General features: G+C 52.5%; 15 protein-coding genes. 8 read left to right on the top strand and 7 right to left on the bottom strand.

The features are described 5' to 3' along the window. Positions 1-202: 202 nt before the first annotated feature. The gene (locus FYZ48_RS02095) at positions 203-682 is read right to left on the bottom strand and encodes a MarR family winged helix-turn-helix transcriptional regulator (protein ID WP_149337027.1); all 480 of its coding nucleotides are present in this window, start codon (positions 680-682) and stop codon (positions 203-205) included. Positions 683-843: 161 nt separating this feature from the next. Beyond that, positions 844-2004 (bottom strand): AraC family transcriptional regulator, encoded by a 1161-nt coding sequence (locus FYZ48_RS02090; protein ID WP_187781834.1) that lies wholly within the window; start codon positions 2002-2004, stop codon positions 844-846. Positions 2005-2210: 206 nt separating this feature from the next. Between FYZ48_RS02090 and FYZ48_RS02085 the strand changes: the two genes are divergently transcribed. After that, positions 2211-7643 (top strand): neutral/alkaline non-lysosomal ceramidase N-terminal domain-containing protein, encoded by a 5433-nt coding sequence (locus FYZ48_RS02085; RefSeq protein WP_149337023.1) that lies wholly within the window; start codon positions 2211-2213, stop codon positions 7641-7643. Between the two features lie 20 nt (positions 7644-7663). Here FYZ48_RS02085 and FYZ48_RS02080 read toward each other — a convergent pair whose 3' ends face one another. Both FYZ48_RS02080 and FYZ48_RS02075 read right to left on the bottom strand, forming a co-directional pair. Continuing rightward, positions 7664-8200 carry a type 1 glutamine amidotransferase domain-containing protein gene (locus tag FYZ48_RS02080; RefSeq protein ID WP_149337021.1) on the bottom strand — a complete coding sequence of 179 codons (537 nt, stop codon included), beginning with the start codon at positions 8198-8200 and terminating at the stop codon, positions 7664-7666. 51 nt (positions 8201-8251) lie between these two features. After that, positions 8252-8794: a hypothetical protein gene (locus FYZ48_RS02075; protein ID WP_149337019.1), complete on the bottom strand. Its 543-nt coding sequence runs from the start codon at positions 8792-8794 to the stop codon at positions 8252-8254. 137 nt (positions 8795-8931) lie between these two features. On the opposite strand from FYZ48_RS02075, the gene FYZ48_RS02070 reads away from it, so the two are divergent. Next, on the top strand, positions 8932-9300 hold the full coding sequence (locus tag FYZ48_RS02070) for a cupin domain-containing protein (RefSeq protein WP_149337017.1): 369 nt from the start codon (positions 8932-8934) through the stop codon (positions 9298-9300). A gap of 30 nt (positions 9301-9330) precedes the next feature. After that, positions 9331-9738: a VOC family protein gene (locus FYZ48_RS02065; RefSeq protein ID WP_149337015.1), complete on the top strand. Its 408-nt coding sequence runs from the start codon at positions 9331-9333 to the stop codon at positions 9736-9738. 28 nt (positions 9739-9766) lie between these two features. Here the strand turns inward: FYZ48_RS02065 and FYZ48_RS02060 are convergent, their stop codons facing one another. From FYZ48_RS02060 to FYZ48_RS02050, 3 genes are read right to left on the bottom strand one after another with little or no spacing between them, the layout of a single operon-like run. Continuing rightward, on the bottom strand, positions 9767-11527 hold the full coding sequence (locus FYZ48_RS02060; protein WP_149337013.1) for a sugar phosphorylase: 1761 nt from the start codon (positions 11525-11527) through the stop codon (positions 9767-9769). 4 nt (positions 11528-11531) lie between these two features. Continuing rightward, positions 11532-12752, bottom strand: a complete 1221-nt coding sequence (locus FYZ48_RS02055; RefSeq protein ID WP_145181458.1) for a glycosyl transferase — start codon at positions 12750-12752, stop codon at positions 11532-11534. A gap of 45 nt (positions 12753-12797) precedes the next feature. Then, entirely contained in the window at positions 12798-13643 is an 846-nt protein-coding gene (locus FYZ48_RS02050) for an HAD-IIB family hydrolase (protein ID WP_187781833.1), read from the bottom strand. A gap of 252 nt (positions 13644-13895) precedes the next feature. Between FYZ48_RS02050 and FYZ48_RS02045 the strand changes: the two genes are divergently transcribed. From FYZ48_RS02045 to FYZ48_RS02025, 5 genes are all read left to right on the top strand, one after another. Next, positions 13896-17231: a LamG-like jellyroll fold domain-containing protein gene (locus FYZ48_RS02045; protein WP_149337009.1), complete on the top strand. Its 3336-nt coding sequence runs from the start codon at positions 13896-13898 to the stop codon at positions 17229-17231. A gap of 516 nt (positions 17232-17747) precedes the next feature. Next, positions 17748-18719 (top strand): hypothetical protein, encoded by a 972-nt coding sequence (locus FYZ48_RS02040; protein WP_149337007.1) that lies wholly within the window; start codon positions 17748-17750, stop codon positions 18717-18719. Then, positions 18716-20008, top strand: a complete 1293-nt coding sequence (locus FYZ48_RS02035; RefSeq protein WP_149337005.1) for a tetratricopeptide repeat protein — start codon at positions 18716-18718, stop codon at positions 20006-20008. Before FYZ48_RS02040 ends, FYZ48_RS02035 begins: the two co-directional genes overlap by 4 nt. 183 nt (positions 20009-20191) lie before the next feature. After that, the gene (locus FYZ48_RS02030) at positions 20192-21313 is read left to right on the top strand and encodes a DUF1559 domain-containing protein (protein WP_149337002.1); all 1122 of its coding nucleotides are present in this window, start codon (positions 20192-20194) and stop codon (positions 21311-21313) included. A gap of 84 nt (positions 21314-21397) precedes the next feature. Further along, positions 21398-21802 (top strand): hypothetical protein, encoded by a 405-nt coding sequence (locus FYZ48_RS02025; RefSeq protein WP_149337000.1) that lies wholly within the window; start codon positions 21398-21400, stop codon positions 21800-21802. Positions 21803-21893 lie beyond the last annotated feature (91 nt).

The raw sequence follows: 21893 nt of genomic DNA, 5'->3' as shown, positions 1-21893 counted from the left end.
AACTGGTGCAGGCATCGGCTATGCATAGCGTGCTTATCAAGTACGGAACTCCTGACTCCCGCATTGTTTAGGGGGGGGGAGGGCCGTTTCGAGATGTGAGAACAAATCTGACCAGGCCCGAATGTTAAGTCAGGAGATTTGACATTGCCTGGAAAGTGACGGCCGCTTAAAACCACGAACCGCAAAGCAGGTCATTTGATTTCTAGTTGGCGGGAACCAGTGACGTTCGGGCCTTTTCGAGAAGCCGGGACAGCTCATTCAGTTCATTTTTGCTCAAATGGCCGATCAATTTGCGGTGCAATTCGAGATCCGGTTCATCAATCTGCTTGAGCAGTTTGAGTGCTTTCGGTGTGATTTCAATATAAACCACACGCCGGTCTTCCGTGCAGCGTTTGCGTTTGACCAGATCCTGAGCCTGCAGACGATCCAGCAACCCGGTGATGGCGGGAACGACCTGTACCATTCGACTGGCAATTTCCAGTGAAGGCATGGGTTTACCTTCTCCGCGTAGAATGCGTAAAACATTATACTGAGAAGGGGTTAAGCCAAATTCCCGGAACAGCTTACCGAACTGGTTATGAAAAATATCGCTGGTTCGCAGGATATTTAAAATGGCTGCCTGTTCCAGAGAATCGAAAGGTTGTTTCTTTTTTAGCTCTTCTTGCAGATTGCTGTGCGCCATTTTTAGCCCTGATGTATGAGATGGAATCCGGCCATTTTATGGGTAAGTATTTGAGGCGTCAATAGCCTCTTATTGACTATCATTGATCTTATTCCAGTTCGAATTTCTCTGATCGAATTCCTGAATCTTCCAGGGCAATGATGAGATGAAGCAGATTCCTTCTAGTGTTGTGCCTTCAGTCGAAACTCAGTCGGAGTACAGCCCTCATGCTGTTTGATGATCACACTCAGGTAGGCGGCACTGGAGAATCCAGCCATGGCTGCAATCTGTTCGAGCGTGAAATCAGTGTCGATCAGCAATTGTCTGGCGCGCCGGAGACGTTCTTCCGCGATGATCTGATGCGGCGTTTTTCCCACCAGTCTGGTAAAGCGACGCTCGAGGGAACGCCGTGCCAGGTTGACGTGGCGGGCAATCAGTGAAACACTGATTTTCCCACACGCATTGTGCCTGATAAATTCGAGTGCTGCTGCGATCGCGGGGTCATCGACGGCGATGGTATCAGTGGAGCGGCGGGGAATCAGCAGGCGGGGAGGAACCAGGATTGTTGAATCTGCGGTCTGTTCTCCTTTCATCAGGCGATCAAGCAGCGCTGCAGCCTGGTAACCAACGGCTTTCGCCTGATGGGCGATGCTGGTCAGCGGTGGATCAACTGCCTCACAGAAGACATCGTCATCGTCCACTCCCACGACAGCCACCTGTTCCGGTACCGCAATATTACGCCGGCGGCAGGCATCCAGGACACAGAGCGCCCGCAGATCGTGAGCTGCCATCAGTCCGACCGGCTTAGGAAGCGATTCCAGCCAGTCGCCCAGATCCTCTTGTCCTCCGTTCCAACTCTCCACGAATCTCCTGCGGGAAAGTGGAGAGTAAATTTCACAACTGGCACCCTGTTGCGCTGCCTGTTCAGCAAATGCCTGTTGCCGACGAAGAGACCAGTTGGCCCGTTCAACACCCACAAAGGCAAAATTTCTGAGATGCCGATCCTGTAAATGTTCGAATGCAATTCGGGCCAGAGCTGTATCATCAGGGTAAACTCCAGGCAGACCCAGGTTGGGGATCTGTTGCAACGTGTCGACTACGGGGACATTGGCCGCTGACAGTCGTTCTGCCATCTGACGTGAACGGACGCGGGCAATGATGCCATCTCCCTCCCAGCCATTCAGCCAGTCGGGTAACGACGTCTCTGGTCCCCATTCATCAATGTAGACTGACCAGGGACCATGGGTGCGAGAATAACTGGAGATTCCCTGCAGAATTTCTCTGCCGAATGTTTTTGATGTTTCTATGAATATCGCCACCTGGGGGGCGGTACGGTTCTGCATTACTGAATTCCGGTGTCGCAAAATTGAAAGTGAATGACGCATCACTGGATTGATTACGCCTCTCTGCCGAGGTTACACTGAAGTGATTATTCGATAATAAAGATTTTTAAAAAATGAGAACAGCCTGGAATCACTGGAATTGATTCAATCAAAATCAATACCTGCGCTTGTCATCCAGACTGTTTTCCAGAACAGGACCCCAGCTCATGCACGCCTTTCGCCTCTTAACGACGGCAGTGGTCTTCAGTATTTCTTTTTCGATCACTCACGCTGAAAAAACGAAAACATTTTCAGTAGGGATCGCCAAAGTCGATATCACTCCCGAGTATCCGGTCCCCTTAAGCGGATACGCCGCTCGTGGATCGAAGCTGATCAATCAGGTGGAACAGCATTTATGGGCACGTGCCGTTGCTGTTGAGGATCAACAGGGTAAGCCACGTGTGCTGATCACTGTTGATAACTGTGGTGTTCCCGCTGAGGTGACAAAAAAGGTTGTCGCGAATCTGAAAGATAAATATGAAATGACGCCATCCGGCGTTGTGATCTGTTCGACACACACCCATTCGGCCCCCATGCTGACTGATGTGTTGCCGAACCTGTTCACGAAAGATCTGACCAAAGAGGAGCAGGCAGTGATTGCCCGCTATACTCAGGAGTTGGCTGAGAAACTGACTGAGGTTGCAAAGCAGGCGATTCAGGATTCCCGCCCCGCACACCTGGAATGGGGAACCGGAACAGCCACCTTTGCCAAAAACCGCAGACAGATCACCGGGCCCGTCGATTATGAGGTGCCGATCCTGGTTGTGAAAAGTCTCGAGGGAAAGCGTCGCGCGGTTCTGGTGAGCTATGCCTGTCACTGTACTACATTAGGACCGGTCCCATTTATGTCAGGGGACTGGGCCGGGTGTGCTGTCGAAGGGATCGAAACCGATTTCCCGGAATGCATGGCAATGGTGGCCATTGGTTGTGGAGCCGATCAGAATCCCAAAGTCCGTGGCGAAGTTCAGGGAGCTGCCCGGGTGAATGGGCGGGGACTCGCCGATGGTGTCAAGCAGCGGTTGAAGACGAGTCTGGCACCGATTACTGGCAGCCTGACCACGCACAGCCAGGAAGTGAAACTCCCATTGGCGACTCTGCCGACAGAAGAAGAGTGGAAAATGCTGGCACAGAAGCCTGGCATCACGGGCTACCACGCTCAGAAAAATCTGAAACGACTGGCACAGGGCGAGGCTTTAATAGATGAGATCGACTATCCAGTGAAATCCTGGGTCTTCGGCGACGACCTGGCAATGGTGTTTCTTGGCGGAGAAGTGGTCGTCGATTACTCACTGGCGATCAAGAGTAAGTATGGAGAGAAAGTCTGGGTCTCCTCTTATGCGAATGATGTTCCCTGTTACATTCCGTCCGAACGCGTCCTGCAAGAAGGAGGCTACGAAGGGCGGAATGCGATGGTCTGGTATGACAAGCCGGGGCCGTTTGCACCGGGACTGGAAGAAAAAATACTCAAGACAGTGGCCGCTCAGGTTCCCGCTGACTACAAGCCTGCAGAAGATGTCAGCCGAACAGGCGGGAAACGACCACTGACTCCGGAAGAATCGATTTCCCGGATGAATTACGCAGATGACCTGCAGGTCGATGTGGTCGCAGCCGAGCCATTGGTAGTCGATCCGGTGGCAGTGGAGTTCGGACCGGATGGAAAACTGTGGGTTGTGGAAATGCGAGACTATCCGCAGGGGATGGACGGCAATCTCAAACCGGGGGGCGTGGTCAAATTTCTGGAAGACCTCGATCAGGACGGGACCTATGATAAAGCGACCGTGTTTCTGGAAGGGCTGCCGTTTCCCACCGGACTGATGGTCTGGAAAAACGGAGTGCTGGTCTGTACTGCTCCTGATGTGATATATGCGGAAGACACAGATGGCGACGGGAAAGCAGACATCAACCGCAAGGTGCTCACTGGTTTTGCAACCCATAACTATCAGGCACGAGTCAACAGTCTGGCACCGGGCCTGGATAACTGGGTCTATGCTTCCGGGGGGCTTTTTGGCGGGATCATCAAATCGTTCAACGGCCAGACCGTTAATGTGACCAATCGGGATTTTCGCTTTCATCCTGAGACGGGGGAACTGGAGCCGGTCAGTGGACGAACCCAGCAGGGGCGTGTCCGCGATGACTGGGGAGACTGGTTTGGTTGTCGGAATGGCAGTCTGTGTGTGCATTATCCCGTGGATGAAGCTTACTATCGTAAAAATCCGTATGTGGTTTCACCGCCGGCTGAAGTGGCCGTACCTCGCGGTGATGACGCCAGTCAGTTATATCCGGTCGGGGAACTGGTTCAGTTCCATCTGAGTGGACAGCGCGGCCGACCGACGTCTGCCTGTGGACTGGGGCTCTATCGCGATGTCGCACTGGGCGATCCCTTTTATGAAAATGCGTTTGTCTGTGAACCAGTGAATCAGCTGGTGCATCGTCGCGTCTTGAAACCAGAGGGAGTGACATTCGCCGGTTACCGGGCAAAAGAAGAGCAGGAGCGTGAATTTCTGACATCGACCGATAACTGGTTTCGTCCCGTTCAGATGCGAACGGCTCCCGATGGCTCGCTGTACATCGTCGATATGTACCGTTATCTGATTGAGCATCCCAAGTTTCTCTCCCCGGAGTCCGTACAGAAACTGAATGTCCGCGCGGGCGAGACACGGGGGCGGATCTATCGTGTGACACGCAAGGGGCAACAGCTCAAATCCATGCCGGATCTGAAACAGCTCAGTGCTGCGAAGGTCGCAGGTTTGATGAAAAGCAGGAATGGTACTCTGCGTGATATGGTCCAGCAGGAACTTCGCTTACGCGGAGATAAGAGTGCTGTTCCTGTCTTGAAACAGATCGCAGCAGAGGCCGAGTTCCCCGCCTCACGCTTACAGGCATTGTGCACACTGGATGCATTACAGGGACTTGATCCGGAATTGTTACAACCGCGGATTAACGATGCTCATCCGGGAGTCCGCCGCGAAGCGATTCGACTGTCGGAACCATTTCTGAATGAATCTTCTCCGCTGGCAGAAGCGGTATTGGCACAGGCGAAGCAGGAACAGGATCCGTCTGTGATTCTGCAACTGGCTTACTCTCTTGGTGATTTAAAAGGAGACGCCGCGACGGCAGCGTTGTTGAAATTGATGCAGCAGCATGCCGACAGTGTTTATATTCGGTCTGCAGTACTGACGAGTTTTGAACCGAGTCGACTGGCATCCGCAATCGCATCACTTTTGCCTCAGGTGACAGCCAATCCGAAGATGCTGCCGGTACTTAATGCACTGACCGATATGGCAATCGCTTCGAAGCAGCCCAAGGTCTTGAATGACCTGGCTGTCCATCTGACAGCGCATGCTGCTGAAAGTCAGCAGATTCCGAGTTGGGAATGGAACCTGCTTGCTCAGTTACTGCAGTCGCCTCAGGTGAAACAGCAGGGCCATTCGGATGCATTTCAGAAACAGATCTCGGCTTTGAGTCAGCGTGCCCGTGAGCTGGTATCTGATGTCGCTCAGTCTCCGGAAGAACGGGTAACTTCCCTGGAGTTTGTGTTAAGCCTGAAACAGAATCAGCAGGACCTCGATTTTGTTGCCGATCTACTCTCTCCGCAGACACCATTGAAGCTGCAGATCGCTGCATTGAGAAACCTGATCGCCACCCAGAATCCAGAGGCACTGGAGTTGGTGTTCGAAAACTGGAAGCAGTTCACACCTTCATTGCAGGCAGAAGTTCTCAATCAGTTTCTCCTGCGGGAATCGACGACTCACGCACTGCTGAAGCAGGTTGAACAGAAGCAGGTGCAACCTGCCCAGATTGATCTGACGAATCAGCAGCGACTGCTCGAGCATAAGAATTCCAAGATTAAAGAGCACGCGCAGAAACTGTTTTCCGCGGCCAGCAGTGCCAGTCGCGAACAGGTACTGAAGCAGTATCAGTCGGTTGATCTGAAACAGGGGAACCTGGAACGGGGGCGGCAGGTCTTTGAGAAGCAGTGTGCCAGCTGTCATCGCCTGGATGGCAAAGGCCATGTGGTCGGTCCTGACCTGGCGGCACTGACGGATCAATCCAAGTCATTTTTGCTGACCTCGATTCTGGATCCGAATAAAGCTGTCGACGGTCGTTATGCTTCCTATCTGGCGGTAACGGAAGATGGAAAACTCAATACGGGGATTCTGGTTTCCGAGCAGAGTAACAGTATCACGCTGAAAGCGCAGAAGGGAAAAGTGCTGACGATTCTGAGAGCCCAGATTGACGAGTTGATCAATTCGGGTAAGTCACTTATGCCCGAGGGGCTGGAACGGGAAATTCCTCCCGCAGCAATGGCGGATCTGATTGTCTATCTCCAGGAACACAGTGCCCCCGTGAGCTACAAGTACGCGGGAGCGGTGACTCCGGATGCCAGTTATCCCGATGATGCACAGAAGCCGAAGCTGGTCGATCGGATGAACGGAACTCCCAAATTCAATGACGGCCAATGGGTCGGGTTCCGCTTCGCTGGCGAGCAGCCGCAGCCGCGAATTGAACTGGATCTGGGGAAAAAGATGCCTCTGCAGTCGTTGCGGATCGTGTATGGCGTCAATCATGAACCGGGATCAATACATGCTCCGCGATCAGTAAGGGTCTCCTTCAGCAACAACGGGCGTGAGTTTGGTAATCCGGTACAGTTTTCGGAATTCGATAACCACCCGGATGGACTGGGGCTGTATGAAATTGATCGACGCATGATTGAAATCACGTTCCCGGAACAACGGGGACGGTTTGTACGCATTGATTTTCAAAGCGCTGGTCGCTGGCTGTTTCTTTCAGAAATCTCGCTGGCCAGTACCGCTACCAGCGATCAGCATCAGGCGGTATCCGTTACATCCGGTGCTACAGAACAGGCTGCTCCTGAAGTCGATCCAGTGGCCCGAATCAAGTCACTGGTGGCGGATGTTAAAGTTGGTACCCCTGATGAATATCGTAACATTCCCGATATCTGGAGACAGGCGATTGCTACCGGAAAACGAAACCAGGCGGATGAACTGCATCGGTTACTGGCTGCTTCACTGCCGGACTTCGGGCAGTCGCTGGAGTGCTGGCAGGCCGTGGTGATTGGCGGCGGTGTGATCAACGGGATCACAATCGCCGGCGACTGGCCACGAACGAAAATCGAAAACATTCTCAAAGCCACTCCTCCGCTGGAAGTTCGCTGGAAGCAGTCGCTGCATGCTGCAGTCAAGATGGCCGATGATCCCAAAATCAAATCGGGTACCCGCTATGATGCACTGCGCATGGTGGCTATGCTCGACTACGAGAAATGTCAGCAGCAGTTGAAACGTTACCTGATGGATGCGAAGCAGGCCGAATTGCAGATGGGGGCCGTCAGTGGACTGGGAGACATCAATACCCCGGAAGTGGCTCAGGATCTGATCACCGCGCTGCCGAAATTGACACCGCGGAATCGGAAGCTCGCCGTCGAGGCTCTCGTCAGAACAGAGGCCCGCACGTTGATGCTGCTGCAGGCGCTGGAGAAAAAAGAGCTGACTGCCGAACTGGTGGATGCCGCAGTTCAGCAGCAGCTGAAAATGTCAGGGAATGCCGAGATTCAGAAACGGGCACAGACCGTCTTTCCCTGACGGTCTGTGAAAGGGGCTCTTTACTTCGACAGTAAGACGTCGAGGATACCGCGACAGAAATCAGGGAGGTCACCGGGGCGACGACTGCAGACAAAGTGTCGATCCACGACAACCGGTGCGTCTTCCCAGATAGCGCCGGCATTGACGAGGTCGTCTTTGATTCCGGGAGAACCGGTGACTTTGACACCCTGATAGATGCCAGCAGAGATCGGCATCCAGCCACCATGGCAGATGGCTGCGATCAGCTTTTCGCTTTCATGGAATTCCTGCAGGAGTGAAAGTACCTTTTCATAGCGGCGGAGCTTATCGGGCATCCAGCCGCCGGCACAGATTACCCCTTGGTAATCGCTGGATGAAATGCTCTCAATGGTGGCTTCCGATTCTGCCGGATAACCATGCTTCCCCAGGTAGGTCTGATTGGCCTCCAGTCCCGCCATGGTTGTCGCTGCACCCGCTTCTTCGAGACGGAGCTTTGGGTACCAGAGTTCGAGGTCTTCGTAGTCCGCACCTACGAATAGTAGAAACTTCTGTCCGGCGAGGGGGAGTGAGTCAGTCATGTAATATCCTTTAAGGTTTTGAGGTTAATATTAGAAATAAAGTTGGCTATCTTATGCAGCCGGCCAGAAGAATCCGAATATGAGTCCGACGATAACCGCATACAGAATCGATTCGATGATATGTCCAGTGATACGATTGTGGAACCAGATCGCATGCTGCACGATAGCAGAGAGAAACGTCAGGAACGCAGCCAGGGCGAAAAAGCGAAAGACGACTGCGAATTCTGCACCCGGCGAGAGCACCAGCGTCGCGAGGCAGGCCAGCGCAAAGCTGATTACGAGAAAGTAAAGAAAGGTCAGCCCCAGGTTTCGACCCATATTGACTTTATCAAACAGGGTGATAATTCCACGGGGCCCCTGTTCCCACTTCTGCTGGTAGGATTCGCTTTTCATCTCTTCGGGAGTTTTGCAGCCTGGGAACATGTAGCTGCCCCGGGGAAGGTTCAGACCACGCAACGCATCGAGGAACTCGTCTTCCTGTTCGATCTTAATCCAGTCTGATCGATGCAACTGGAAGACCATCCAGGACAGAAAGCTGGCAAAAAACAATGCTACGGCAGATAACAGGACAGGTATCAGCAGACTTGCTACCATGTGTTCAACTCCCGAATGTTACAGGAAAAGAGATGCTGGATCGATTCGGTCTCATGATAAAAATTCAGGGCCGGCATTCCTAGTACCTCAACGAAGATTCATAGCCACATTAGCCAAGATGATCGGAAAGGATCCACATGCCTCAATTCATTGAACGTCCAGTCGTAGTAGAAGCCGCCGGTAACAAACCCAAGCAGATTGAAGAGTTTGTGGGGCGAGTGAATACGGGAGACGACGCGATCAGCATCGCCCGTATGGTTTCTCCTGGTGGCTGGGTAGAGCCGGCGCAGACACCTGATTTTCAGGAAATGACTGTGGTTTTGAAAGGCACGCTGCAGGTTGAGACGCATGAGGGGATGTTTGAAGTCAAGGCGGGACAGGGGATTATACTGGAGCCCGGCGAGTGGGTTCGTTACAGTACACCTGGCGCGGAGGGAGCCGAATATATCGCGGTTTGTACGCCCGCCTTTTCGCCCGATACCGTCCATCGCGACGAGGCATCCTGAAACTTTTAAAGCGAAGCAGGAGATACGCTGATGCAGTCAGGCACCAACACCATTCAGGAACTGGTACCACTTCTGTTTGTGGAAGATGTCACGCATTCTGTCTCCTTTTATCGGGATCAACTCGGTTTCGAGATGACACTGAACTGGGAACCGGAGGGGAAACTGTCCTGGTGCCGGCTGGAACGGGATGGCGTGGCCCTAATGCTGCAACTGGCTTGCCCGGATGAAGACGGGACTACTGAGGAACGGAGCAAAGGGATCGGCTTCTTTTTTCTGTGTGAAGATGCACATGCCATGTATGAGGAACTGCGTGGCAAGGGGCTGGATCTGGAACCGCCCAAAGTGGCTTTCTACGGAATGAACCAGCTGTTTCTGAAAGATCCCGATGGTTATGAGCTCTGTTTTCAGAATCCGGTTCCTGAGAGAATGGCAGAGTAAATCCATTACCGTGTGAAATCAGGAGAAGTTACTCACGCTCAAACATATTCGTCAACCAGACCACCTGGTAAGGTTTGAGTACCAGTTCTGCTCTGAGGTTGGAATAGATTTCGCCGCTGATCAAATCGATCCAGGAATCGGTGCCGATCAGGTTGATCTCTGAGAGGGGCAGGATCTGCTCGGTATTTGACACATTGTTCAGCGCGAAAATACTCTGCTGGCGATCCATGCTCTGTCGCCAGAAAGCAAAGACGGCATCCCCCAGATGTAAAGTGAACTGGGTCGCGTTGGGATGGAACGCGGGCTGACGTCTGCGAACCTGAAGCAGATGGCAGAGTCCCTGGAAGACATGGGCGTGTGAGAAATTTTCATCGGCCAGAACCGCCTGCAATTGTTCATAGTCCCAGCGATGCCGGTTGATGGAGCGGTTGTGCCCCGTGCGTTCGACGCCTTCCTGGTCGTTATGGGTCCCCAGAAAGCTGTGAATGTAAAGGGCAGGGATGCCTTCCAGGGCAATCATGATGGCATGCGCACAGAGGAAGCGAGGGATCTGCCATTCATCTTCTCCGTCGATTGTGCCTTTCATGGCGTCAAACAGAGAGATGTTGATCTCGTAAGGGCGCATGCCTCCACCCGGAAGGGAACGCATTGAGATGCGGCCGCCGAACTGCTCCATCATGGTGACCATCTGGTTGATCTCTTCATCGTCCATCAGGCCTTCCGCCGGTCGCAAGCCGATTCCATCGTGAGAGGCGATGAAGTTCAGATAAGTCGTACCATGCAGTGCAGGGGGCATACTCATCATCCAGGTCTTCAGATGCTGACAGCTGCCGCAGAGCATGGCGTTGACCAGCAGTGGGGGCAGTGAAAAATTATAGATGGCATGGGCTTCGTTCGAGTTGCCGAAGTAAGCCAGATTTTCGCGATTGGGAATATTGGTTTCTGTGAGAATCAGGGCTTTAGGGGAGACAAACTGGATCAGGGTTCTCAGCAGGCGGACGATTTCATGGGTTTCGGGCAGGCTGAGACAGGTGGTTCCTGCGACTTTCCAGATGAACGCGATCGCATCGAGGCGAAAAATCTGCACACCATGGTCCAGGTAAAGTTTGACAATCTTCACCACTTCTTTAAGTAGCAGCGGCTCTGCGAAGTTCAGGTCAATCTGATCATGGCTGAAGGTGCACCAGACGTATCGCGGTCCTTCCGGCGTATCGATGCGCTGCAGCAGTTCATTGGTACGGGGGCGAACGACATCGGCCAGATCGTCGTCCGGGCTGGCACAGAAGAAAAAGTCCCGGCCGGGAAATTCGCCACGTTTAAACTGTTGAAACCATTCGCTCTGACTCGAACAATGATTGATGACCAGATCCGACATTAACTGGAATTTTTCCGCGATGGCATTGATGTCTTCCCAGTCACCGAGGGTGGGATTCACCTGATAGTAATCGATCACCGAAAAACCATCATCAGAGCTATATGGGAAGAAGGGGAGAATATGAATGCCGTTGATTGTATTGCTGAGATATTTTTCCGAGAAATGGAGCAGGGTCTGCAGGGGGGGCTCGTTTTCTGCCAGCAGACTGTCGCCGTAAGTGATCATGACGACGTTTCGCTGGTCCCAGTGATTCTGATGTGTTTCCGGCGTCTGGCACTGCCCGTCCGGACACATGATGTCGATTAGATCCTGGGCAAACGCTGCATGGTCCAGCTCGGGATAAATGATCTTGAGATGGTTCTCGACCATGAAACGGTATTCACTGATGGCAGAGTGCGCGACAGGTTCGGTCATCGGTTCAGGCAAACTCCCGGTAATCATCGTCAACGGCGGTACACAAACGGGTAAAGATGTCGGGAACCGCGCTCTGAACGCGGTTCCAACTGGGGATAAACGGCGTTTCCATGGGGTTATCCAGGAAGTGAATCCCCGCTTTTAACACATTTTCTGCAAACAGCTCAACGGCTTTTTCCTCGTTATGAACATCCAGTGCGAGTCCATTAATGATGGCATCGTTGCGATAGGTTTCAATAAAGTCGAGGGCGATCCGGTAGTAGGTCGCCTTGATGGAGCGGAAGGTTTCCGTGGAAAAGACAACGCCATTGGTGGCGAGTTTACGGAAGATCCCTTTCGAAATATCAATGGACATTTTCGAAAGCCCTGCCTGTGCGTCATCGACAGAGAGTTGCTGATGTTTGTGATCGTAGCGGTCGGCGATATCAACCTGGCACAAACGGTTTGTCGAGTAATTGCGTTTGACTTCGGAGAGTACACCGATTTCCAGCCCCCAGTCACTGGGAATGCGAATGTCGTTGATCACATCGGTACGGAACGAGAACTCCCCGGCCAGCGGATAACGGTAGCTGTCGAGATATTCAAGATAATCCAGTGAACCCAGAATTTTCTTCAAAGCACGGAGCAGGGGAGTCACCAGCAGTCGGGTGACGCGACCGTTCATTTTATTATCCGCCACGCGGGCATAATAGCCTTTGCAGAACTGGTAGTTGAAGCTCGGGTTGGCGACCGGGTAGATCAAGCGTGCGAGCATGCTGCGATCGTAAGTCAGAATATCGCAGTCGTGCAGTGCGACGGATGACGCGGTCCCCTGTGCGAGGACATACCCGAGACAGAACCAGACGTTACAGCCTTTTCCGAGTTCGTTGGGTGCCAGTCCCTGGTTCTGCAGCAGTGTGTTGACTTCCTGCAGGCGGGGGCCGTCGTTCCAGAGAATGCGATGTTTCTGAGGCAGGCGGCTGAAGAACTGGATCGCATGTTTATATTGATTTTCGTCGGCCCGATCGAGGCCAATCACAATTTCCTGCAGGTAATTAACCTGTGCGAGTTCCGTAACAATTTTATCGAGGGCCGGGCCTTCCAGTTCGCTGTAGAGACAGGGAAGCACCAGGCTCATGGGGCGGATTTTGGAAAACTGGAGCAGTTCCGCCTCCATCTCTTCCAGCGATCGGGAAGAGAGATTGTGCAGGGTCGTAATAATTCCGTTTTGGTAGAAGTCTCCCATACCAGATCTCCATGATCAATGTTTGAGCGCAACAACACGGGATGATCAGATTTGTTCGTCATCCAGTATTTGGGTCAACGCAGTGGCCCAGCCTTGTGGACCGGTTTCGTCAGTGATTATGACCGCAGACTGCTGTTCAAGATCAGGAGGTTCATGATGGGAAGAGCGCACAATGACCGCGATGTCTGCTGTTTTCAGCATGGCCACATCATTCTGACTGTCACCCAGCGCCACAAAGCGGGGCACACGTTGATCAGCCGATGCAAACCAGTTGCGAAACCATTGCAGACATTTTCCTTTGTCACACGCACCAATCACATGCACAAACCGGCCGCCACGCAGCAGCCGTAGACCATGATTGGCAATCAGTGCTTCAAACTTACGCAATTGATGTGCCGAGTCCTGCCAAATCAGGGGTTCGGAGAATTCACGGGTCATAGCCTGTCGGGCTGCACTTTCCGATAACCCCGTATATTCAATGACTTCAGCGACTTCCATATCTGCAAATCCGGTAAACAGGAATTTTTCATCCACCCGGATTTTTTGAATCAAAGTCAGAATTTCGGAGCGGACTGCCCCCAGAATGTGCACATGGTCTCCCGAATTTTGTGCAGAGTTCTCCGCCAGGAAGTCGGCAGGCAGATAAAGCGCTGATCCATTTTCTACAACATAGGGATCTGAATTTTCCAGTTCATGGCGCAAACTCATCAGCTCCGCTGCCGTTTTGCTCGTATTGAGCATCAGAGGAATTCCGGCTTTCTTGAGACGTTCCATCACAGGGATCGCGGGCGCATAGGAATAGGTATCATGATCCAGCAGAGTGCCATCCAGGTCAGTCATGATCACGAGTGGCGGCGTAGTAGTCGGCTGATGGGGAGTTTGGGCGTTCATGAGCAGTGAATGATTCAAAGAGACAGGTACAGAGTTCAGAAGGGAGCGCATGGATCACGAAACGTGATTGTGCACGATCATAGCAGGATCACGACTGTCAAACAAACAGACTGAATTTGCAGGAAGCTCATACAAAAGCAGACATCCTCTCTGGTCAGTTTTCAGACCGAATTGGAGTTGCTACACTGAAGCCAGTAATTACTTTAAAAAGTTCACAAATTCGCAAGCTAATCTTTCTAGTGGTGATCGCTCATGCTGAGATCGTTAATAACGTTCGGACTCGTACTGGTTTTCCTTTCATCTCCTTTCACAGCAAAGTCAGCTGAACCGTCCAGTCAGGATCTGCAGGAACCCTGGCAGTCGCAATACACAAAGGAAAACGCGACCGGCAAGCATGTGCTGGGATTATGGACCTTTGATGGAGAAAAGCCCGGCGCAGATCTTTCAGTACATAAGCTGGACGCCACTTTTGATGGGGCTGAGATTGAACCCAAGGGCCGTTTCGGAGCCGCGATGCGTTCCTTTCCCGGTTTTCCGGTGATTGATAAGCGTCACTGGGCGATGGTGCCCGACTCGCCACACCTCTCACCCCGTGGTGCATTCACCCTGGAAATGTGGATCAAGCCGGAAAAAGATATCGTAAAAGCTGCGACTCCTTATTTGCTGGATAAAAAATATGTGAGTGACACCGATTACCAGCTGGTGTTTACTCCCGCAGGGCGTACCGGCTCGCGGACTTTAAAGGCCGTCCTGGGGTTTGGTAACAAATCAGAGACCTGGTTTTCGAATCCAATGCAGCTGGAGCCCGAGAACTGGTATCACGTTGTCTTCCTGTACAACGGCGCGGGACGCGGTCGATTTCTGATTAACGGAATTCCCTGGGGGGAAAAGACCGTTAACGATGTGGGCGCGGTCGCAGCCGGTTCCCGTTATCTCACAATCGGAGATCGGACCGGAAGTAATTACGGCGGCTTTCCGGGACTGATCGATCAGGTACGGATCAGTGAAGGGGAACTGGAATTTCGCCCCGTCCGCTTCGAACGGATTTCAGAGCGATCCTGTTTTGTCCGCATGGAACCCGAACGGACGCTCGATTTTGAAGTCACGAATCTGCAGCGAAAGCCTCTACCGGAAGCGACGGTCACCTGGTCTCTTAATGGACTGGTGCAGGGGACATCGACGTTGAAAAATCTGGAACCGGGGCAACCACGCAAGGTTTCCTTTCCCTTAAATACCGCTTTACGCCCCGACAAGTATGAACTGAAAGCAGAACTGGAAACGGATAAGGCGACAGGGACAACAGCCGAAGCTTCGTTTCCGATCCAGATCGTCTCCCGCCCTCTGCCGGACCGATTCCCGGTCGTGATGTGGGGAGCCGGGATCAATGAAATCGATCGCCTGAAAGAAATTGGTTTCACGCATGCCGCTGGTGTGCGGGCGAATTATTCCAAGATCTGGCAGGCTGGTAAGCCGACACTGGCCGATGACGAAGAACAGGTCCAGGCCCTGCGTGAGGGGTTGGATCGAGGGTTGGCAAACGGGGTTTCGTTTTATGCAGGACTTTCTCCCGGATCCTGGTTGCGGAGCCAGGAGAAATTACAGCGTGTCAGCCGGGATGGAACGCACCATGAAAGCCGGGAAGATATCTGCCCGCTGTTTCCAGAGATCAAGGAGTTCTGTTACAACGTGGGCGTTTCGGTTGCCGAAACGTATGGAGATTATCCTGCCTACGATTCCGCACTGCTGCATACCGAAGTTCGCGGACATTCGCGTCCCTGTTTTCACGAGCATGACCAGGCCGCGTTCCGTAAATTTGCCGGCATTGATATTCCCGCAGAAGCGGGACCGCCACGTGGCGTGGATTATAAAAAACTGAAGGACTTCCCGTCGGACCGGATCATCAAAGATGACAATCCGCTGTATGTCTATTACAAGTGGCACTGGAAGACCGGCGATGGCTGGAACGATTTGAACAGCGACCTGGAGCGGGGACTGAACTCGACCGACGACAAGATCTGGACCTGGTATGATCCCGCGATGCGTGTGGCGAGTGTGTTTGGGGCAGGGGGGAATGTCGATTTTCTCTCGCACTGGACCTATACCTATCCCGATCCGATTCGAATTAACGTGGTACTGGACGAACTGTTCGCCATGGCCCGTGGTTCCAGCAAGCATCAGGATGTGATGAAGATGACACAGATCATCTGGTATCGTTCACAGACTGCGCCACAGCCGAAGAAGACCGACAAAGACACTCCGCCTCTGGCGAGTTGGGAACGGGAACAGCCGGATGCCCCCTTTATCACGATCGCCCCCATGCAGTTACGCGAGGCGTTCTGGGCCAAGATTTCGCGTCCGATTAAAGGCATCATGTATCATGGCTGGCAGTCGCTGGTACCTACGGAATCGACCAGCGGGTATCGCTATACCAATCCCCAGACGCAGCATGAACTCAAACGGTTGATTCACGAGGTGGTACAGCCTCTGGGACCTGCACTAAAGCAGATTCCCGCACCCCGTAATGACATTGCCTACTATGAAAGTTTTGCAGCCCAGGTCTTTGCGCGACGGGGGACGTATGGCTGGAACGGATACTGGCTGGGTGACGCCCATCAGATGCTGCAGTGGGCTGGGTTACAGACCGATGTGGTCTTCGACGAATCGATTCAACAGCATGGACTGGATCAATATAAAGTACTGTTCATGATGGATTGTGATGTGGTGACTGAAGCTATTTTAAATGAGATCAAAGCCTTCCAGCAGCGGGGAGGCATCGTGGTTGCCGACGAGCATGTCGCGCCCGGAGTGAAGCCGGATCTTGTCATCACTTCGTACAGAAGAACCGGAAATGCGGAGCAGGACAAACAGGAACTGCAGAAGAAGGCATTGGAACTGCGTCAGTCCCTCGCTGGTAAATACGAGCGGTACCTGGATTCGTCAAATCCAGACGTGATTCCTTACTGTCGTCGGGGTAAGGCTGCGGACTACCTGTTTGTGGTCAATGATCGACGTGAGTTTGGCGACTACGTGGGCCAGCATGGACGCGTTATGGAAAATGGTTTACCTGCTGAGACAACTCTTACGCTGAATCGCCCCGCAGGTCACATGTATGACCTGGTACGTCACCAGCCTGTATCTGTGAAACAGGTAGAAGGCAAGCAGACGGCAGGGATTCAACTGGCACCGGGAGCCGGGGGGATTTACCTGGTAACTGATCAGCCTGTTTCTGGTGTAACTGTGAAGGTGCCTGAAAAACTCAAACGGGGTGAGAGTGGCACTGTATCCCTCAGTGTCGTCGACCCGCAGGGACAACCGGTGTCGGCCGTGATCCCGGTCGAGGTTACGATCGAAGATGCCGAGGGACGCCTGGCCGAGTTTTCCGGTTATCGGGCTTTGGTCGACGGGAAACAGGATTTCCAGATTCAAATTGCTCCTAATGACAAAGCTGGAATCTGGTGTGCCCGCGTCAAAGAACTGGCCTCGGGAAAGAGCACCTCTACCTTTTTCCGGGTGAGCGATGACAATTCTGCAGTGAAACCCCACGGGCGGAATATCAAAGGCTTCAATCCAGAACAGCCCGCTGGCTAAGATCCGCCTGAATAGGCAGGGGGCACTGGTGTCGTGTTTCCCTGTCATTCTCTTCTCTATAGAACATTCTGTTCCCTGAAATACGGGCGGACAGGTTCACTGCTGCGCCGATTCACAGATATTCCTTCGATTCAGAGCCTTTCTGAAAATTAGTTTTCTTGATGTAACTCACATTTCGAATTCACGAAACATTAATCTGAAAAATTATTTGTGTGCTTTACCCCTCACTCGTCGGGGCTTTTTTTTTGCGAATTTCTGTGAGTGTATTTTCTTCATTTGCTCACAGATTCTTAATAAATCAGCTCTAAGATGCCTTCCAAATCTGATGTGATTTCAAACGCGTCAGGTTTAGTTTTCCGCGGAAAGCTGTCTTTGGTCGAGTAGGCTGCAAGTCGCTTTCTCCTTCCTCACAAAACTGTTTCGGTGCACTGAAATGGCTTTGGTGTAATTTTCAATATGTCACAAGTTTCCTCAACAACGTACCTACCAGAGGCGGTATCAGAACCTTCTGCAGCTGTGACGGGCCAGTTCCGTGAATCGTTGCGATCCGCCTGGCTGGTCGATCCTAAATATGATCTGTTGTTTCTCGTTAACCTGGGCTGGCCTCTGCTCGTACTGCTGCAGTGGTGGGGCGGACTGGAAATTCAGAGTGGGATCAGCTTCTGGCAGGTCTATTTCATTACGACGCCGCACCGCTGGATTACGCCGGCTTTGCTGTTCATGGAACGCGATCGCCTGGAAGCGAATCGAAACAAATACATCCTGATCACAGTCTGTCTGCTGACCATCCCGCTGGCGGTCAAAATATCCACCGGAGCGCTGACCTGTCTGTTGACCATTGATTATATCTGGAACGCGTGGCACTTCGCTGCTCAGCATCATGGAATCTACAGCATCTATGGTCGGAAGACCGGGGGGATTTCTCCTCAGCGGTCGCGTATCGACAAATGGCTGATGCGGAGTTTTCTGCTGTATGTCACGCTTCGGATCGCCAGCTGGGCTTCGTGGGGCAGTTCCACACCGGGGTGGGGAATCCTCGATTCTCTGTTTGCGACAATCCCGATCGGAATGATGTTGCGTGAATTCTGGCAGTTGCGGGCCCAGACTGTGGGCCGCTGTCTGTATTTTACGAGTGTGATGACGCTTTACCTGGCAATGCTGGGGGCGGTAGTGGCCCGAAGTCCCATGCTGCTGCTGGTGCTGACTACGGCCTCTGCTCTGTTTCATTCGATTGAATATCTGGCGATTGTCAGTTGGGCCGTTGACCGGACGAACCAGTCTGGAAGATCAACGACCGAGCTGTTTAAACGACTCATGCCTCGCTGGGGAATGATTCTGGCGGTCTTCATTGTCATTCTAGGGATGGGGGCCTGGCTGATGCAGACCCATCTGATGGAACTCTGGCTGACCGCAAACCTGATCATGGCCTTTCTGCACTATGCCTATGATGGTCTGATCTGGAAATCACGGAAGGCGGTAACGACATGAATGCACGTCAGTCCAAGTCACAGAATCTGAATGAGAATTCCACGTCTGATCTGATCAAATATAACTCCGTTCCCGACAGAACTGTCCCGATTGTTGCGGGGCTGTTTATTGCCTGTCTGGCAGGCTGGTGGGCACAGAGCATTCGCAACTCAGGTGGGTTGAGCCTGCCTTTTGCTCGGGCCGACATCACGATTGTCAATTTTCTCTGTATGCTGCCACTGGCGATTGTGGTGTCAGAGTGGATGCAGGGCGTGCTCAAATACCACAGTCCGGGTCTCTTTAAGATCGTGAACCTGATCGCGCTGACCGGGACCGCCGGGATTCTCGTTTTTCTCTTCAGCAGCAGTCATGCCAGCGGGGCACTTAGTGAATACGATGCCTGGGAATCATTTATTCTGAGGCCCGTGATTGCATTCTGGCTGATTCTGTCGTTGATACTGCTGACAGGCAGGTTCTTCCGGACGGAAATCCCGCAAGGTTCCGTGCGGGCAGGCAAACTCGTGTGGAGCACGGTCTGTCTGACGGCATTGTTGGTTCCCGTGTTTTATATTCAGTCCCGCGTGGATGAAATGGCGCAACAGGTAGATGAATATCTGGGGAGCGGTCGACTGGGTGATGCCCGGCAAGTTGTACGCGAAGTCTGTATTCTTTCTCCCTGGGGCAAGATTGGAGGACAGCCTGCCGACGACGTAGCACGCGACCTGGATCATGACTGCTTTGATGTAGAGCGGAGCCTGGCATACATGAACCAGCAGACATCCCACAATGAAGAGTCGACCTACCATCGTGCCCGGCTGCTGGCCATCCTCGGGGAGGATCAGGCAGCCATTGATCTACTGTTACCCTGGTATGACAAATCCACGGTCAGCCCGCTGACCAGCCAGCTGCTCGGCAACCTCTATCAACAGCAGCAGCATTGGGCCGAAAGTCAGCAGGCATATCGCCGGGCATTACAGGCCTGGGAAAAGTTACCAGCTTCCGAACAGCAGCAGGCAGGCGTTGTAGCCTCCTGGAAAGGGATTGCATTTGCTGAACGAAAACGAGGGAACTATGAAGCAGCAGAAACTGCGTATCTATCGGCGTTGTCGCTGGCTCCCACAGCGGACCAGCACTTTCTTCTCGCGCAATATTACGAAGATACGCAACAGACAGCGAAAGCACGAGAATACGCTCATCAGGCGATGGCACTTGATGCGACTCGCTACGGGCAGTCTGGGCAGAAACTGATTACCTCTTTGCAGCAGCAACACTTTGGCTGTCTGCAGGTCTGGCGGAATGGAGAGTTTTAACCACGGTCAGGCAATGGAAATCGAAAGTCTAAAAGCTGCTGATCCACCAGGGATCAGGGCATTCTGATTTGAGATCGTTTGAGATGTTTTACAGAGTCCGGAAACGTATTCGGTGCTGAGAGTATGGTCTTATTGTTCTCAAAAATATTTTTCTTTGTTTAACTAAGAAGGAGAGTCTTACCAATGCAACTTCAACAATCGCAGAAACAGTCGAGTCAGAACTGTCGTCGCGGTTTCACCCTGATTGAGCTGCTGGTGGTGATTGCGATCATTGCCATCCTGATTGCTCTGTTGCTACCCGCCGTCCAACAGGCTCGCGAAGCAGCCCGCCGGTCCCAGTGCAAAAATAACCTGAAGCAGTTTGGGCTGGCGTTGCACAATCATCTGGATACTCACGGGGCATTTCCTCCTGGCTTTGTCTGTTTTGATGAATCCGGGAACCGCTTTCAGACAGGTGGCTGGCAGAACGGTCAGAATGAGTCTGGTTTTCACTGGATGGTGATGTTGCTGCCTTTTATGGAACAGCCGGCAATTTGGGATCAGATCTCCGCCTGTGGGGAAGATTTGAAGCAGAAAACAGCAACAGATGGTACCAGTAATCCCTGGGATCATTGTGAAGCCATCTCTGTGGCTTCCAATGTGGGACGGAAACGTTTGCCAAAGTTCAATCACTGTCCATCGGCTCCCCGTGACAAGGGGCAGTTTTCTGACGGAAGTTATGGTCTGGAAGCACTGGCTAAAGGGAACAACTATGCTGCCAGCTGGGGAAGTGGGAATATGCTTTCCTGGGAGAGCCGCAGTACCAAGGGGGCCTTTGGCTGTTACTTCACGACGCAGGATAAAATTGCGATCATCCATGGTGGGTCTGGCGACCTGTTTCAGCATGATAAGGGTAGCACCGACAGTGATTTTACTGATGGGATGAGCAACACTGTTGCGATGAGTGAAATTGTCAGTGCAGATGGCTACAGTAGCACCAGTGGAACTGACATTCGTGGAGTCTGGTTATCTGTGGCGATGGGAGCAACCATCTTTACCGCTTATAACACTCCCAATGCACGTGTCGCTGATATTCTGGCAGCCTGTGATGAAAATATCTCAGGTACAACGAATCCTTATCTGAACTGTACCGAGGATCGTTCCACTGCGGATGTGTATGCGGCTGCCCGCAGCTATCATACCGGGGGCGTCAACGCTCTGATGGCTGATGGAGCCGTCCGCTTTATCAGTGACAACATCGACAAAAATGCCATCTGGCACCCGTTGAATACAATCCGTAATGGGGAAGCGATTAGTGAATTTTGATTAGCGTGAGCTTCATGAAAACGCTACAGGGACTAGGTGTCTGTAGCGTGCTTTTTTATTGAGAGAGTAGAAAGATTACTTGAAATGATGAGATACCTGATGATCATTCTCTCAGCGAGTATGCTGGTGGGATGTGGTGGTGATGGCGATACTCAAACGACTGTTGAGCAAGATGTGCTGGCGCAAGTCGCCGGACTGGGAGACAGCTCTGCGGACGAGCAGATGTTTCAGGCGGCTTTTGTGGCAGGTGCTGCTCCCGAGAACCGTAAAGATTACGGGAAATATGCCTACATGATTGATGGTCAAGCGGAAATCAGTGGTGATGAAGCCACGGTCCCGGTGAAAATCATCGGGGGCATCGTTTCATCGCAGGAGGGTGATAGCGCTGCGAGAAAGAAAGCGGGAGAAAAAACGGAAACGAAGATGACCTGGAAGCTGCAGCGTGAAGGGAACGAGTGGAAACTCAAAGACGCGCCGTTGCCAGGTTAGTCCCTCCTATGCGTGAGTTGTAAGCGGGAGCAAGACGGTTTCTGTTTTTGGGGTGAACTGGGGCTGGTATGAGAACTTCGTCCGGGGAGTG

The sequence above is a fragment of the Gimesia chilikensis genome, assembly GCF_008329715.1.
GTDB classification, from domain to species: Bacteria; Planctomycetota; Planctomycetia; order Planctomycetales; family Planctomycetaceae; genus Gimesia; species Gimesia chilikensis.
Note: the sequence above shows the minus strand (reverse complement) of the source record. Positions and strands in the feature narration are given on the sequence as shown.

Coding starts and splice junctions, on each gene's coding strand:
- FYZ48_RS02055 (WP_145181458.1), bottom strand. CDS start 12,752: ATGGGAGACTTCTACCAAAACGGAATTATTACGACCCTGCACAATCTC.
- FYZ48_RS02090 (WP_187781834.1), bottom strand. CDS start 2,004: ATGCAGAACCGTACCGCCCCCCAGGTGGCGATATTCATAGAAACATCA.
- FYZ48_RS02070 (WP_149337017.1), top strand. CDS start 8,932: ATGCCTCAATTCATTGAACGTCCAGTCGTAGTAGAAGCCGCCGGTAAC.
- FYZ48_RS02035 (WP_149337005.1), top strand. CDS start 18,716: ATGAATGCACGTCAGTCCAAGTCACAGAATCTGAATGAGAATTCCACG.
- FYZ48_RS02030 (WP_149337002.1), top strand. CDS start 20,192: ATGCAACTTCAACAATCGCAGAAACAGTCGAGTCAGAACTGTCGTCGC.
- FYZ48_RS02080 (WP_149337021.1), bottom strand. CDS start 8,200: ATGACTGACTCACTCCCCCTCGCCGGACAGAAGTTTCTACTATTCGTA.
- FYZ48_RS02025 (WP_149337000.1), top strand. CDS start 21,398: ATGATGAGATACCTGATGATCATTCTCTCAGCGAGTATGCTGGTGGGA.
- FYZ48_RS02095 (WP_149337027.1), bottom strand. CDS start 682: ATGGCGCACAGCAATCTGCAAGAAGAGCTAAAAAAGAAACAACCTTTC.
- FYZ48_RS02085 (WP_149337023.1), top strand. CDS start 2,211: ATGCACGCCTTTCGCCTCTTAACGACGGCAGTGGTCTTCAGTATTTCT.
- FYZ48_RS02045 (WP_149337009.1), top strand. CDS start 13,896: ATGCTGAGATCGTTAATAACGTTCGGACTCGTACTGGTTTTCCTTTCA.
- FYZ48_RS02050 (WP_187781833.1), bottom strand. CDS start 13,643: ATGAACGCCCAAACTCCCCATCAGCCGACTACTACGCCGCCACTCGTG.
- FYZ48_RS02075 (WP_149337019.1), bottom strand. CDS start 8,794: ATGGTAGCAAGTCTGCTGATACCTGTCCTGTTATCTGCCGTAGCATTG.
- FYZ48_RS02065 (WP_149337015.1), top strand. CDS start 9,331: ATGCAGTCAGGCACCAACACCATTCAGGAACTGGTACCACTTCTGTTT.
- FYZ48_RS02060 (WP_149337013.1), bottom strand. CDS start 11,527: ATGACCGAACCTGTCGCGCACTCTGCCATCAGTGAATACCGTTTCATG.